The following is a 14527-nucleotide window of genomic DNA, read 5'->3' on the forward strand; positions in this document are numbered from 1 at the left end:
AATCACGATTAATAAAGTTATTGCTTAAGTAAAGAATTTTATCAGTATCCCCTCTTGTTTTACTATATAACGTGCATGTGGTATAATTTTTTTGTTACCAACTGAACTAAACAACATTACTCTATATAGACAACATTAAATAACGGTATTTACTTATGATTATTAATGATATGTCAGCAAAATACTCTCGCGGTGCTCCAAAGTTAGATTTTGAAGATGCTGCAGCAAAATTATACCTAATGGGAGTAACTAAGCGGCAGCATTTTAAAAATTTGAGTCGAGAAAAAAACGACCTAAAGATATCCCCTCTTCACCTCATACGTATTATGCTGAATTCACGACATGGCCAGAAATGGTAGCGATAGGAAGAGAAGCAGCTAAACGTGGCAAAGGTAAAACCGAATTGTTACCTCCGTATAAAGAGTTAAAAGCACTAGCTCGTAGATATTCGATCACGACACAGCAAAAATATAAGGAAGTGCTAAATACTGGAAAGTTAGGGGAATTTGCACCAAAAAATCCTGAACTTTGTTATGAAGATGAATTTGAGGGATGGGATAATTTTCTTGCACCCAAAAACCGTTTTGTTGATTTTGAAACAGCGAGGTCGCTCTGTCGCGGTTATGGTTTGAAGACATCAACTGACTGGGTTGTTTTTTGCCGTGAAGGTTGTCGTCCTAGCTTTATTCCTGCTATGCCTAACCGTGATTACCCTGAATTTATATCGTGGAAAGATTTTCTCATTGGTCCTGATAGCGAGTAACTAAAACAAAAAAGACAGTGCGTAACGCCTGTCTTTTTTTGCTTTAAAACCCTGTTATTTTTTCGGTTTGATGTAGCACAAAACTGGGTGAATCATCTTGTGGGGTTCAGTCACAAATCGTTCATCATTGTGGTGCTCGATAAAGAAGTCTTTTTTGTAATCATTAAGCAATAAATACTTTGGCGACATTCCATTAGGAAAGCAAATAGTAGGTATCTTCTCTTTGTAGGCGGCTTTACGGTCGGGGCTGTTTTCCCAATAATCCCTCATTTCCTTTGCTAACGCGCGGTCTTTTTTGACAAACACAGAAAAATATACTTTTTCATCATCCAAAGAAGTTACTTCAATCTCAACACGTTCAAGCAACGGTTCTAGGTAACGTTTATTATAATATCGATAACTATTTGCTAAAAATTCTTGTTTGGCCAATACAGATGAAGCAATACTATCTCTAATTAACGCGCCGCCTTTTACACTCATAATACGATCATAGACATCAGAAAAGTCACTACTCGATACGCTTTTATCGTTAGCTAGCTTATCTAGTGCTAAATAGAGATTTTTCAGCTTTTTTTGTAGGGCCAAGTTATTACGGATGCCATCAACCATTTCTAGTGAGGCTTTTGGTTAAGGCTCACTTGAGCGGTCAAGGTAAAAACCCCTTTTTTTCTATCCCACTCTTCACGCAACGTTAGCACATCAACTTCACCGACCAGATACGCTTTAATATTAGTCGTAAAGTCTTTATCAATTAATTGCTCATGCCCTGACATTACGACAGGTAATCGCTCTATACCGTATTGCGCCTTAATACGGGCGTTTTGACGTACAACACTGTCACGTTGCTCTGCAATATCTTCAGTCACCGTCACGGTAACAGGAGAGGCGACCGTAAGAAAAGCTGTAAGGGTGAATACTGCTACCACTATAATTCGGTTAAACATTGAAATGCCTTTTTTAGTAAATGATAATACGTTATATCAGTTAAATTATTTCTCGCAACAAAGTAAAAACCCGACAATTGCCGGGTTTTTTCCTCACACTACGAGTTAGAATATTTTCCTCATCGTACTAAATTGGTCGAGATAATATTCTTCACCAGTAAATGAATTAGTGTATCCCATGCCCATTGTTTCACCTTCTTCGTTGGTGTACATATTGGTTTCCTGGAAACTTTCATTTCCTATATCTATTTTACCATCGGCTCCTGTATCGAGGCGAGGGAAATCATCTATGTTAGATCCTAGATAATTAGCCGGTACTGTTTGGCTACTATTTGCGCTGTAGTCTCCCAGTGATGCATTACCGGTATTGCTACTGTTAGAGCCGAAAACACCGCCGCAAAGTTTGTTGCATCCTCGACAACATGACCGGCTGCACTAGCAATCGTACTGCCAACTATAGGTGAAAGAAAAGATGTGGTCGCTTCATTATTGTTGTCAGCTACGGTGTTGTAAGCTGAGTTTTCTGTTCCTGTTCGCGCTATAAAATCACTACCACTTGGTTGCGTGTATGATATTCCCTGGCTATCTGTGTAGGTGTTGTAGTTTGAATTAGCGTTACCATCATTGCTTAATGTGTATGTTTCACCACCCGCACTAAAACTTTGCCCTAAAGAGCCATCGTCTTGAACTGAACTGTAAACAGGATCAGGACTGATAATGTTACCGTCCTGTGTACCTTGCCTCATGGCTTCCACATTTGCGATAGTATGCGGGTCTTGAGCAGCGCTTGAGAATACATCACCATACTTAGCGCCGCCTAAAGCAAGCTCGTTATCGCTAGACAAGCTAAGCACACCTGCAAGCATAGCAAACGGCGAATCACCTCCTCGCCCTAAATCGTATGCTTCCTCCGGCGTTGTTGATGGGTTAGACAATTTAGCTGCCAAGTTTGCAGCATCGGTGAGAGAACCGCCATTAGCAGAGCCGTTATAATTTAGATCTGGATTCGTACTGTCAGTATTAGCTAAATTAATAGCCGTCACTTGATCGGCTACGCGTTTGGCGTAAGGGTCAGATATAGCATAAGCACTAAATGAATCATCCACCCCTGCCATAATGCCATCCGAACGAGATTGTGAACCGTTATATATACCATTAGCATGGCTTCTTTCTTCATCGGTTGCGTTAACTGCTAAGTAGGCCATATTTTTTGCCATGTGATCTTTTTGGGTTTCACCTATACCGTTATAAAGTTCAGGGTTATCTTTAAGGTATTTTTCTGCCACAAGTGCATCAGTTCTATCTTGTGAAGACATACCTTTATAGTCACTATTAATCAACGCATCCATACCGTGATAAATTGACGGCAAATTAGTACCGTTATTAACTGCATGTTCATTAGTTGAATGAGGAATATTTCCATCATCCCAACCATGATTTTTATCAAGAAAAGCGGTAAGAGACTGACCTTTTTCAAGCATTTCAGTGCTTATTGAATTATCCATTAAATCTCTCTGTGCTTGTATTTGTTCAGCATTAGGACCAACAAAACCTTGTGCATCTTTTTGGTTTTTAAGCGCTATATTATCGGTATTGTCGTCTAACTCAGCGCTTTGAGCAGCCATAATAGCGCCTTGAGCATTGTTTTGTATTTGTTGAGATTTATCTTCTGATAAGCCATAGTTAGCATTATCAATCTGTTTCACATCATTTGCTAATTTATCGTAAGTATTAGCCGCCACCATAAATCCAGTGGCACGATCTACATCCCCTATTGAGTTACCAATAGAGCGCATTAGGCCGGCCGCAATACCCTTATCCTGAGCATCCAATCCAAGGTTTTTATCTCCACCTTTAAGTGTTTCTTCAATATTTCTCGCTGTTTTGAACGCGCTAGAGGAATCATGATACTCGGTAGGAGAACCCAACCTTTCTTTATCCGATGCGGATAACTTATCATACCACGCATCGTAATGACCCCAAGTAAACATCTTATCAGCAGTCGCATTATCGAGCTGTAATGTGTCTGTCTTAGAATCTATATTACTCATAGAGTTGCCAAGCGCCATTGATTTAGCTTCAGCTAACTGGTAAGCCTCCAATGCTGTTTTCGCTTTTTGTGATGATTCATTGTCACTAAACATTTTTGTATCGCTCGTTTTTTCTGATGAACCACTAGAGCTACCGTTGGATGTTACTGTGCCACCAGACTCTTGAAAACCTCTAGCTTTGTCTACCATTTCTTGATAGGTCGTGCTTTCTAGTTGAGCTGTATTAAGGTCAATCCCCGCAGATACTTTTCCTACCGGAAGGCCGGCTGGCAGCGCCGCCTTTAATTGCCATCTGTGCTCTTTCTTCATTAGAAAAGCTTTCATTGGCTCTTGTTGTGTTTGCAAGTGTTGATAGTTTAGTGTCGGTATTCATTTCGCTCCAATTTTGAGCGTTTACCTTGTCAACACTGCTTGCTGATCCCATTCCGCTTACTACCGCTTGGCTAAGTGCTTGGCTATATGAACCTTGTGAAGAGGTCACTTCACTTTGAACAGTTTGCATAGATGCACTTCTACCAGAGGATTGTATGTCACTTATTGACGAGGAGCCTACAGATAGGTTACTAGATAGTGTATGGTTAGTAGTATAAGCACCTGTTGACGTACCAAATATCTTTCCTTCGTCACCCATTTTTAGTGCGCCACCGTTCATGTTAGAGCTAATAGTCGGCGCTCCCATATTTCCATCAACACTACCTGACGCTACATTTCGCATCACGCCCATCATAGAATGAACACCACCGTACAATAAGAACATGGCCAACATAGGAATAGAGGCAGTCAGTGCGGCTGCAGTAGCTAAAAAGCCTTCAACCTCAAGAATTGTGTCGGGCAGGGAATCAAAGCTGAAAGGGTCAAATCCAGATGCAGCACCAAGCGCGTTTTCAACCGATATTGCGGTATACAAATTGACAAAAATACTAATAAAACTCCAGAGATTAACAAATAAAATCAGCATCATGTATTTTTTTATCATGGCAAATCCAAGACCACCTAGTACGGCAAGCAACATCATAATTGGAGCCATATAAAACGCAAAACATTCAAGAGCTGTAATCACGGGTATAGCTATTTGGTTGAATAACGCACGTTCGCCCGCTTTTTCATAGACACGCTTACGCATACCTTGGAATACCATTTGATCGGTGTAATTTTCTAATGAGGTATTTTTAAGTCCATCTCTGATCATGTAACTTTGGAACATACCTAGTTGAATGTCATAAGGACTTGGGCCAATACCATAAGAACCATAAATCATCGCTGAAGCATTTCGTAATGCCTCTCTTGAAACCCCTTTTTTCTCATAAAAGTCAGTTAAATTATTTTCTAATGTTGTATTGTTAAGCGCACTCATTATTGCTGAATGAGCATCAGGGCAGGCCATTTGTGTACCAAAATGACTACCGCCTGCGGTTAAATACACATCGGTTTGCAGAAAATCATAAGTTACCTTAAGTGCTTGAAACAAGCTTTGGCTGATAGTTGTTGTACGTAGTAATTCAATAGACATTGTTGGATCACGACCAGTAAGTTCATGGTCAACAACATAACAATTTTGAACATACTCTGTTATCGTTTTCCCTAAATCATATCCTTTATTATTGCTTTTAAACTGCATAGAAGTTGGTGGCCTTTGATCGTACATTTTAACTAAAGCACTTAAAGGGTCTGCCTCTTTGTCGCCGGAAGAGAATGTTACCGGGGCGAAACTAACCTCCATAATCTCTCGAATACCCGAGAAAAAATTCGACGCAATAGCGCTTGGCACTGCCGCGATAAAGGGAACATCATTAATAACAGTAAATCGGTGTGCATCACGAATAGACGTTAATTCCACATCGTATTTTGGTGACATGGGGGAGGCGAATACTATCCACCCAATAAGGCCCATTAAAAATTCCCTAAATGGGAAGGGCGCTTTATCGGGGTTCATGATATGACCAATAGATGCCCACAAAAGCAGTAGCATTAACAAAATACCGCTTGCTGTATTAAAAACACCATCTTGATTATAGACTCGCGCTACGCCATGTATTATTTGTTCGATAAAGTCAAAGTCACCTAGTACTCTAATTTCAACTGACGACATAATTATTACCCTTTATTCTGTTCAGATAGATCTTTATTAGCATTGATGATTTGAAGAGCTGACTTATATGCTAACCTTCTCTTGTCTATTTTTTCATTTAGGGCTTTTAATCTCACATCGAAAGTGTTTATTAATGCTTCACCTTGAGGTTTTAATGTTTGTTTGGTAGATGATGATGCCGCAAGTAGTGAGTGGGCAATAACGCCACGCATAGCAATACCAATATCATTAATTTGTTGTTGAGCGATAGTGAGCGCAAGCCATTCAGCAAGCCCGTCAGATGCCGAGCCTTTAAAAGCCACAGCCATTTTGACCCAAGGGTAGCGGTAACTGTTAATAAATTTCACCTGCTCAGTGTCGTTTAACATATCTTTTCGCTGAATTTTTTGAAACACACCATTAACGCCCTTTAAATAACCCGTATAAATTTCAAAAAGTCCTTTAAAATTTGCCTGGGCGACTGGTGCGACAGATGTACAATCAGGATCGACGCTTTCTGTTTTAGTGCAAGTTAATATTTTGCCATCTTTATGGCTGCTTGATGTGCCTGCAGGGACACCGAAAACAAAAGACTCCAACTTCATGGTTGCTTCTTCATGTATTGTCGTTAAGCATTCTTTGTCGTTAGCTTTACTTGTACTACATTCAGAGCCAGTAGTTGCTTGTGTTATTACAGTACCAAAAATGGATTGGATTAATTCAGCAGAGTCCCTTATCCCGGTTATGTCTAACGTTGGTAGGGTTATGTTTGAATAAGAGCCTTTTAAAGCGGTATAAACAAGGTTTTGATCTGCGATGAGTTTTGCTGTGCTTACAGATAAGCCGGCAGTACTGCCACCAGTTCCCCAGTCACCTAAATTGTTATCAAACCAACTATCAATGTTACCCGCTTTTGCTTCAATCGACATACCCATTGAACTGGACCAAACTTTTAACTTTTGCTGAGGCATCTACTGTATCATCCGCAAATTTAATCGCGTTCTCACACGAATTACGCCCCCATTGGTTAAGTTGCTCGATTTTTTTTGATATGTTATCCATCACCTCTTTACACGATGGACAAACTGAGCTCATAGCTAAGTTGAAAAAATATAACGACGCCCCTTGAGCTGCACCACGCGCCACTTGCACTAGTTCATCTCCTGACACCAAACCAAACGAACCCGCAAACATATCAATACCATTGCAGCCAGATTTCATTGAAGGGGGCTAAACCTTGTTATATCCACCCCTGTTTGTTGTACTCTTCCTGTGAACGAGCCACCATGCCAATAACGACCTTGAGAGGTATCGTAAGCTCCAGAAGATCCTTGACTGTAGCTATTAAAGATATCTTTTGGGTCAACGGCTTGTGCTGACTGTTGTATGTAGGGCATAGCAAGAATGCCGATTAAGGCTAATTTTGATAGTCGGTTCATAAGTTTAGTCCTGGTTTTCAGAAGGTTGGTTAGGTGTAGAGCCAAAATTAGCGACTCCTTTAAGCTTTGCACGAAGCAGATCAGCTAAATGGCCGGGGTCATTTTCAAGGCGTTCTTTGTTAGCTGTGATTTCGCCATCGCTATTTTTAAACACGTTAACTTCACGTACAGATTGTGCGCGTTGATATTCTTCAGTAGTAATAATTTCAGCATCACGCGAAACCAATAAGAGTCGTTTTTCAATTTCAGGTAAAGTATGTAGTCCTTGTGTCAGAGGGATAAACCTTTTCCCATCATTTTGAGCAACAAACATAGTTGGTGTAACCGTCACATTAAACTGCTTTGTCACATTACCGCTGTTATCATAAACCACGTCAAAATCTTCCATGCCTGGTAATGTTCCACCGTCCATAGAAATGGCGAGTATTTTTACGCCATATCGATAAGAAAATTCTTTTAATACTGGGATTTGTTTCATGCAGTAAGAACACGTTGTTTTATAGAAAAACCACACATGGTTGTTTTCTTTTACCTTGTCCATAATATTGGTAAGGGCATTTCGTGTTTCATGAGAAAAAGACGCTAAGGCCATTGAAGTTGTCGGACGACGTTTGGATTCATCAAGCAGAGTTTCAATTTCCATAAACTCCATCATTTTGCTTGAAAAACGCGTACTCAAATCCAAGATAAGACGCTGTGCATAAGCGTAAGCAGCTAAGTTCTCAGGGGTAGGCTTGTTAATGGCATCATCGCGGATACCATCTAAGTTTTTTCTAAGCCAGTCAACATCGAGCGTAACGCGCTCCTCAGACTTTTCACTATTAACCGTGTTGTTTTTTGGTATTCAGTTTCTTCAGGTTGCTCGGGTTCTGTTTCATGCCAAAACCAACCACGCTGTTTGTCGGAATAGAAGTCAGGCTGTTCAGATTGAGCTGATGCAAAAAAACAAATAGAAGCAAGGGCGGCAATAAATAAGCGCATAGTACACCTCAATAAAATTATAGAAGCGTATTATGGAATGATAAGAGGGTTGTTTTATTTGTTAGAGGGCTGTTTTTCACCCCTCTAACATTTAGAAGAGATTTATTTTTTTTATTATTTTTAGAAACTTTTGCTGTGCGATAAGCTCATACGTATCCACATCAAGAGAATACGTCAAATAATTTTCTTTTGAGTATTCAGAGTTGGTACATTTAAACATAACCGACTCGTCTGAATTTTGAATAGATTGAACCATTCCAAAGAAAAGGAATAGAAGAAGTTTTATCGTTTAACGTTCCAAACTCAATCGCAAAAGAGTCACCCGAAAGAGATAGGTTTTTAAGGTAGTTTCTAGGGCCGCCAACTGAGATCATTAGCGTGTATTTATTTTGTTTTTTTTGTATAACGATAATATTTTCAAGGTGGCCATCACAGATACCTTGAAGTTCTCTTTCAACAATTTCTGCTGATAAAGTTACTGTAGATGAAAGGGCTAACAAAGCCAAAGTCATTAATTTTGATTTTACATTTTTCATAAAAGTCACCTTTGTTTTATTGCGGTGACAACAAATAGCAAAAGAGATAATACAATAACCATATCATACTGTCAATCGTACAGTGTATGGTAGTTATATTAACCACCAACTGCCTTTTGTTTGATGTTGTTTTTTTCTTTCAAAGAAAGTGATTCACGCTCTATCGCTACGCATAGATTGCATACTTTCTTTATATCATATGGATGAAAAACAAACGGTTGATTGCAACATTTACATGAAGGGGCTACAAAAACTTGCTCAGAACGCATATCTTTCACCCAGTAATGGATGCGATTTACTGACATGATATCTCGTGGATAAAGCATTTTGTAAGTAGTGAAAAAATCGTGTAACTCTAAAATACCGAACTTTCTTGAACAAAAGCTTGGGTTGTCGGAAAACATACGTGTGTATAATCGGTATAATCTATCTGCAGTGTAAGCGAGCGGAGATGATGAACGTAGCCAAGCGTTACCATCTCTATGCTTATATTCTGGGCCGCGAGGGTCGCTTGCAAAATGAGGGTTGATGGTGGCTGTATTAGAATAATAGCAAGCTATGACGGATTTCTGTGCGCCATAACTTGCAAGTTCGATTGCGGCATTGAGATACTTAACTTTGGGTAAAACATTCATATCCATGCACTCTTTTTAAGCAGCGGTTACTCTATCCAACTCAAGATCAGATAGTAGAGAAGACGATGGTAATGAATCAAGTAGTCGCTTAAATCCATCATTTTTTGAACGAATAGTTAAAATTGGTAGATTGTTTGGTGTGTCATTTAATTGCAGCAACTCAGTGTGAGTAATTGAACTTAATGTCTCAACTGTCTTGTCACTGTAACCAAACACCCCTTTAAGTATTCTTGGAGAAGACATTGCTATATCTCTTTTCAACATCAGGATGGCAATTTCCATCCTCCTAAGTTCTTTTAGATTTTTTTCTATGTCTATATGTGAATTCATTTTAACCTACCTAATTATTATGAAGTAGGTAATTATAAACACTCGCTGACAATACAGTCAAATTTTTTAACAAAATTTTATGTTATTTTACCTTTTTTTATTTATCGTTTTGCGTGAAGGAAATTGAGTGATGAATCAAAAGCCATCGCCTTACTGAATAGCGAGACGATGTTTTACTGAGTTACATTTGTGTAATATCCATACCAAAATCAACAGGTTTTATATCTTCCTTTTTTTCATTAGTAACGCTATTTTCGTTGGAAGCTATATTGCTATGAGAAACATTTATATCGCTATTAACGCTTGACACATTGAGATTAAAAACGCCTTTCTCCATCAGTAATCCATTCGTGGCCAAACGAACAAGTTCAAAATTTCTAGCTTTAGGGGAAAGATCTTTGAGATATTCACACAAAATAGTATCGGGTATTTTAATTTTAAAACTATTCATACATTAAGCTGCCGTGTTTTTGAGTTGGGTAGCTGCGTAGTATTGAAGCCCACCGTAATACATTCCAGTACAAATGGCGGTAAGGGGGTTTTTGACTACGGTGATTTCGTGTGCAGGATAAGCTTCTTTAACCGCGTTCAAAAATACTTCATGAGGACCACCCATAAGTAAAATTAAATCTATATCACCACCAAGACCCACCTTATTTTGAGTGCTAGTTAACGCTGAGCCTGTTACGTTTGAAATAGCAGAGCGAACATCAAAATGAATATCAACATCTTTACCACTCATATCTTTACCAACACAAACAGGAAACGGGTATTTTCTACCTGCAATACGAATGTGATCTTTGTGTTTGTAAAATGCTTCATCAATTTGCTCTATTGGGATAGAGCCAAGATCAGGAAAGGCAACCTTTAAAACACGTGCAACCGAAGCAAGTACAGCACTCATTCCTTGATCTACACCACCACTTCTACTGTTGTTTATGATAAGCCCTTTGCTACATATGAAATCCCAAGTCCCGAACCCCGGATCTAATGATAAGATAGTTTTTTCGCGCATCTCACTGAATGCCGCTTGGCCTGAGTCATTTGCATGAGACAAAAGACCGCCCATTGGTTGCACAATAACCCAACAATCTTTTATATTATATTTTTTCCCGTTTACTTCATGACAACCAATAACTAGATCTTTCAGCTCTTGTTTACGGTGCCAGTTCTCGACCGGAAGACCCAAAACCAACAAATCTATTTCAGTTTCATTCATATAAACAAGTGATCCAAAAAGGAGAGCTTGGTATTGATCAGAAGTAATATATTTATTATTTAGGACGCGGCCATTTGTTTTGTCTGAGCCAAGAGATGCATCAATACCGATCTCATATTTTGAACCTTTAATATCAACCAAAACAGTATTTCTATCATTTAGTCCCGCACCAAGATCACTTTTACTTGGGTCAACCTGCGAAACAATGGAAGGAAATGTAAGAATTTTTGGCGAACCATTTTCATTAACGCCTGTAACAAGGCTAGTCGAACCAAAGCCCAATTCTAATGCTCTTATTGTTGCCACTGTTATTACCTCTATTATGTTGTGAACATCTTTTTGAGAAAACCCCAAAACTATAAAACGTATAATAAACCTGTTCAAAAAGAAGTGATTTATTAGACACGAGTATTTTGCCTGTCTAACAATAAATAATTAAAAAGTTCGTCATGACACCCAATAGTTACCCGAACGGAACTAAAAAGTGTAGTTGGAAATTTGTACGTAAATAACTTGTTATACAGTCACCCTATTGGTGCCATAAAAGCCCCAGAAAGACACTTGTACTCTCCTGTACACTCCTTTTGTTACGGAAGTGATCCTAAAAGTTCCTAAAGGTTCCTGAAGTAGATAGCAAGGTCATTGGCAATCAAAGTAAATGGATTGGATTAAATAGCGCCTTTGAATACCACCTCTAAGGAAAAACCCGAATAAACTGCTGCACCACGCACCAATTGCAACAAATAATACTGCATCACAACAAATAACCTGTATTTTATTTGTAAAAAAACCAATGGTATCTATGTTAATCCCAAGCAAAACCTCAACAACGCAGAAAAATATAAAATATTGCACACGCAGTTATAATGAAAATAAAATACTGCAAAATAGGTAATATAACGAAGCAAAAACAGAATTATACAAGTCAACATAACTAACCTACAAATCACCACCCTTCAAGCTCTTGGGAAAAAGATCTTTCTAGCCTGGTAATTGCAACTAAAGGCTCGCTTCGTGCAAAAAACAGGCGACATTTACTGATTCAAGATCGGCAGAGTCAAATATAATCGTTTTTTTACTGCCCTCACTTAATAAAGTGCGGTAAAGATAATTTATACCCTACTTTGTGTATATGTTCTTTTTCTAAAAAAAAGTTGCAGCGTGCAAACGGATGTAATTTTGCGGAATGTATATTTACAGTCGTTGATAAATAAAATCACTAGAGAGGCAAATTCAGGGCCTCTAATAAAACATGGTTCAAAAAATAGCGATAGAATTCCTTAACCAATAAAGGAGGTTTAGTCATGGCGGTAGTAGAGCTAGACATGAGTGATTGGTCTGACGGTGATATCCGTATCTTTAATACTGTTGTCAATGCAGAAATAGAAGAGATTGATAGAGCCAGGCGAATAGTTGATAAGTACTGGGTTGGCTTTGAGCGTTCAAACAGAGCCATCTTAAATGACAAAAAAATAGGTGTAGATAGTAAAAGGAAGACGAGTGTTTTAGCTCCTGTAATAGAAAAGGTTGAAACATCTGGTCGCAATTCAGCAAGAATTATTTGGTGTTTGTTTGAGTGGAAAGGATTTCAAAAACGAAATAGAAACGCGTGGAAGCGGGTGCCTTTTTCTAAAGGGCATTACGAATATACGTACAACCCTTCGGTTTTAGTAAAGCATTCCGTTGGGTGGGATTCTATCTCAATACTTGAAACTGAGGCTCAACTTGAACCCATACGATTAACACTTAAAAACTATCAAAGAATGATTGTATCAATGTCGGCTAAATACCGACGCGTTAGTAAATTAACCCAAAAGAGAGAGTTTATTTATGGCTAATAATAAAGTAACGAGAAAAAGAGAAGCACAACTAAACCCAACAACACGACTAGTGGATAAAGTTGTGACTATGAAGTTACCTGTCAGTTATGAGAGTACTATTCTTCACGAATATCTTACTTACTCACAAGGCACAATGCTTGCCATGTTCGAGCGTTTAGGTGGTCTTCTGAGAATGTTAAGTAAAGATGCAAAACTCACCGAGTCTGTTCGTGTTTGGCAGACGTTAAATTTAGACATCTGTAAAAAGCAGTTGTCGGAAATCACCACTAGACGCGAAATGCCGGTAATGGGTATGGATATAGAATTACCTGAAATAAACACGCCTGACAGTTACAAGGTAGATTTTATTGCATCTCACCCGATTGCTCATGACATGGTTAAATTAATTAAATCAGTTAGTGATGAGTTAAGGGAAAACGAAGCTCTTTACATGGGTGGGGTTATTGATGATTCGGATTACGAAAGCTTAAAAGCGCAAGCTGTGAAGGTGTTAAGTGGTGTTGTTGATAGGATTGCAAAAGCCACATTCCCTGGCAAGCGCGATGGTGGCGGTTACAGTCCAGAGTTATTGGCTAAATATATTCGCAATGGAAACAGACTTGAGTTTGCAGACGTTCCGCCGAATGTAAGAGATATTATTTCCGAGTATGCGCAGGCAACGAACCAGGCAGAGAGCAGTCCTGATACACAAAAGGTTATTGAGAGTGGTCCTGATACACAAAAGGTTGTTGAGAGCAGTCCTGATACACAAAAGGTTATTGAGAGCAGTCCTGATACACAAAAGGTTATTGAGAGCAGTCCTGATAAACAAAAGGTTGTTGAAGAACCCAAAACTAAAAAAGCTGTAGTGAAAAAATCATCAGCAAAAGGTAAAAGCGAAACCCCTAAAGTGGAGGCTGCTTAGATGGCATCGTCCGTTGCGTCAAGAATCAAGGCCGCACTTGCGGTCTTGGTAAAAGGTGATAACAAAAGCAAAGAGCTATCGGTTAAAAGTGGTGTGCTGTACGACATATACGGACGAGAAATACTAGATGGGAGTGACTATTTTCATCCAAACCAAGTAAAGGGTATCCCGGTGTTCGATACTGACTCAGTGTTAGAGCAGCACAGAGGGTACGTAAAAGAAATAGAGCGTATTTGTGGTGTTGGGGATCACAGAAAAACAAATGATGGTAAAGAGTTAAGAAAAGAGTTGTTTGAGATGGTTGTTAGGCGTTTCATAGAATACGTTCATCTTCTTCCTGCTTCAGAGTCACATCATCATAGTGTACCAGGTGGGATGTTAATACATGCCCTTGAAACAAGTTCTTGGTCATTGCGCTCCGCTAAAAATGTAAGACCGGCAACATCAGGAAGGCTTGATGTAGATAAGATGCTTGAGCCATCTTATCGATATGCTGCTTGGGTGGGTGGTTTAATGCACGACATAGGTAAATTAACATCAGACATGAATGTGTTTGCGGTATCAACCTATGACAAGGAAACCAAAACCAACAAGAAAGTTTCTGACATTATTCCACATTGGCACCCTGAGAAGGAGTCGTTAATTACTTGGGCGAAGCGCTATGACATTGCGACTTATTCAGTGTCATTCAAGGGAGATAGAATACATAATCAACATAACTCAGTAACATCGTCTTTGATGTCTCCGATATTGGGAGACGGCGTTGCCTTGGACAGATTACTAACTTCCCTATTAACGTTCACCATGAGTTAAGTA

Annotated in this window: 18 protein-coding genes; 4 read left to right on the forward strand and 14 right to left on the reverse strand. The window is 39.1% G+C overall.

The features are described from left to right. The first annotated feature begins 352 nt into the window (after window positions 1-352). Window positions 353-763 carry a hypothetical protein gene (locus tag L3081_RS24750; RefSeq protein WP_242289142.1) on the forward strand — a complete coding sequence of 137 codons (411 nt, stop codon included), beginning with the start codon at window positions 353-355 and terminating at the stop codon, window positions 761-763. 54 nt (window positions 764-817) lie between these two features. Here L3081_RS24750 and L3081_RS24755 read toward each other — a convergent pair whose 3' ends face one another. From L3081_RS24755 to L3081_RS24820, 14 genes are all read right to left on the reverse strand, one after another. Beyond that, window positions 818-1372, reverse strand: coding sequence for a hypothetical protein (locus L3081_RS24755; protein ID WP_242289144.1), 555 nt, complete (start codon window positions 1370-1372; stop codon window positions 818-820). 2 nt (window positions 1373-1374) lie between these two features. Next, window positions 1375-1707 carry a hypothetical protein gene (locus L3081_RS24760; protein WP_242289146.1) on the reverse strand — a complete coding sequence of 111 codons (333 nt, stop codon included), beginning with the start codon at window positions 1705-1707 and terminating at the stop codon, window positions 1375-1377. 299 nt (window positions 1708-2006) lie between these two features. Then, complete coding sequence (locus L3081_RS24765) at window positions 2007-4067, reverse strand: hypothetical protein (RefSeq protein WP_242289147.1); 2061 nt, start codon at window positions 4065-4067, stop codon at window positions 2007-2009. Next, window positions 3988-5847, reverse strand: coding sequence for a conjugal transfer protein TraG N-terminal domain-containing protein (locus tag L3081_RS24770; protein ID WP_242289149.1), 1860 nt, complete (start codon window positions 5845-5847; stop codon window positions 3988-3990). Before L3081_RS24770 ends, L3081_RS24765 begins: the two co-directional genes overlap by 80 nt. A gap of 5 nt (window positions 5848-5852) precedes the next feature. Continuing rightward, complete coding sequence (locus tag L3081_RS24775) at window positions 5853-6761, reverse strand: conjugal transfer protein TraH (protein WP_242289171.1); 909 nt, start codon at window positions 6759-6761, stop codon at window positions 5853-5855. After that, window positions 6745-7047, reverse strand: coding sequence for a conjugal transfer protein TraH (locus L3081_RS24780; RefSeq protein ID WP_242289173.1), 303 nt, complete (start codon window positions 7045-7047; stop codon window positions 6745-6747). The genes L3081_RS24775 and L3081_RS24780 overlap by 17 nt, the downstream gene beginning before the upstream one ends. Further along, on the reverse strand, window positions 7044-7265 hold the full coding sequence (locus tag L3081_RS24785; protein ID WP_242289175.1) for a hypothetical protein: 222 nt from the start codon (window positions 7263-7265) through the stop codon (window positions 7044-7046). The genes L3081_RS24780 and L3081_RS24785 overlap by 4 nt, the downstream gene beginning before the upstream one ends. A 4-nt stretch (window positions 7266-7269) precedes the next feature. Further along, window positions 7270-8109: a conjugal transfer protein TraF gene (gene traF, locus L3081_RS24790; protein WP_242289499.1), complete on the reverse strand. Its 840-nt coding sequence runs from the start codon at window positions 8107-8109 to the stop codon at window positions 7270-7272. Continuing rightward, window positions 8028-8246 carry a hypothetical protein gene (locus L3081_RS24795; RefSeq protein ID WP_242289178.1) on the reverse strand — a complete coding sequence of 73 codons (219 nt, stop codon included), beginning with the start codon at window positions 8244-8246 and terminating at the stop codon, window positions 8028-8030. Before L3081_RS24795 ends, traF begins: the two co-directional genes overlap by 82 nt. Window positions 8247-8458: 212 nt before the next feature. Then, window positions 8459-8782: a hypothetical protein gene (locus tag L3081_RS24800; RefSeq protein ID WP_242289180.1), complete on the reverse strand. Its 324-nt coding sequence runs from the start codon at window positions 8780-8782 to the stop codon at window positions 8459-8461. A gap of 98 nt (window positions 8783-8880) precedes the next feature. Next, window positions 8881-9417 carry a hypothetical protein gene (locus L3081_RS24805; protein ID WP_242289182.1) on the reverse strand — a complete coding sequence of 179 codons (537 nt, stop codon included), beginning with the start codon at window positions 9415-9417 and terminating at the stop codon, window positions 8881-8883. A 15-nt stretch (window positions 9418-9432) separates the two neighbouring features. Continuing rightward, on the reverse strand, window positions 9433-9660 hold the full coding sequence (locus L3081_RS24810; protein WP_242289184.1) for a hypothetical protein: 228 nt from the start codon (window positions 9658-9660) through the stop codon (window positions 9433-9435). 268 nt (window positions 9661-9928) lie between these two features. Next, a complete protein-coding gene (locus L3081_RS24815) occupies window positions 9929-10198 on the reverse strand; it encodes a hypothetical protein (protein ID WP_242289193.1) in 270 nt (89 codons plus the stop codon). Window positions 10199-10201: 3 nt separating this feature from the next. Continuing rightward, on the reverse strand, window positions 10202-11272 hold the full coding sequence (locus L3081_RS24820; protein WP_242289195.1) for a ParM/StbA family protein: 1071 nt from the start codon (window positions 11270-11272) through the stop codon (window positions 10202-10204). A 998-nt stretch (window positions 11273-12270) separates the two neighbouring features. Here L3081_RS24820 and mobI point away from each other — a divergent pair. Genes mobI through L3081_RS24835 form a run of 3 tightly spaced genes read left to right on the forward strand, consistent with a single transcriptional unit; the run spans window position 12271 to window position 14524 of the window. Continuing rightward, on the forward strand, window positions 12271-12804 hold the full coding sequence (gene mobI / locus L3081_RS24825; RefSeq protein ID WP_242289197.1) for a conjugative transfer protein MobI(A/C): 534 nt from the start codon (window positions 12271-12273) through the stop codon (window positions 12802-12804). Beyond that, window positions 12797-13711, forward strand: a complete 915-nt coding sequence (locus tag L3081_RS24830; RefSeq protein ID WP_242289199.1) for a hypothetical protein — start codon at window positions 12797-12799, stop codon at window positions 13709-13711. The genes mobI and L3081_RS24830 overlap by 8 nt, the downstream gene beginning before the upstream one ends. Further along, the gene (locus tag L3081_RS24835) at window positions 13712-14524 is read left to right on the forward strand and encodes a TraI domain-containing protein (RefSeq protein WP_242289201.1); all 813 of its coding nucleotides are present in this window, start codon (window positions 13712-13714) and stop codon (window positions 14522-14524) included. The last annotated feature ends 3 nt before the right edge of the window (window positions 14525-14527 follow it).

This window comes from Colwellia maritima, from assembly GCF_022669015.1.
Classification (GTDB): Bacteria; Pseudomonadota; Gammaproteobacteria; order Enterobacterales; family Alteromonadaceae; genus Colwellia; species Colwellia maritima.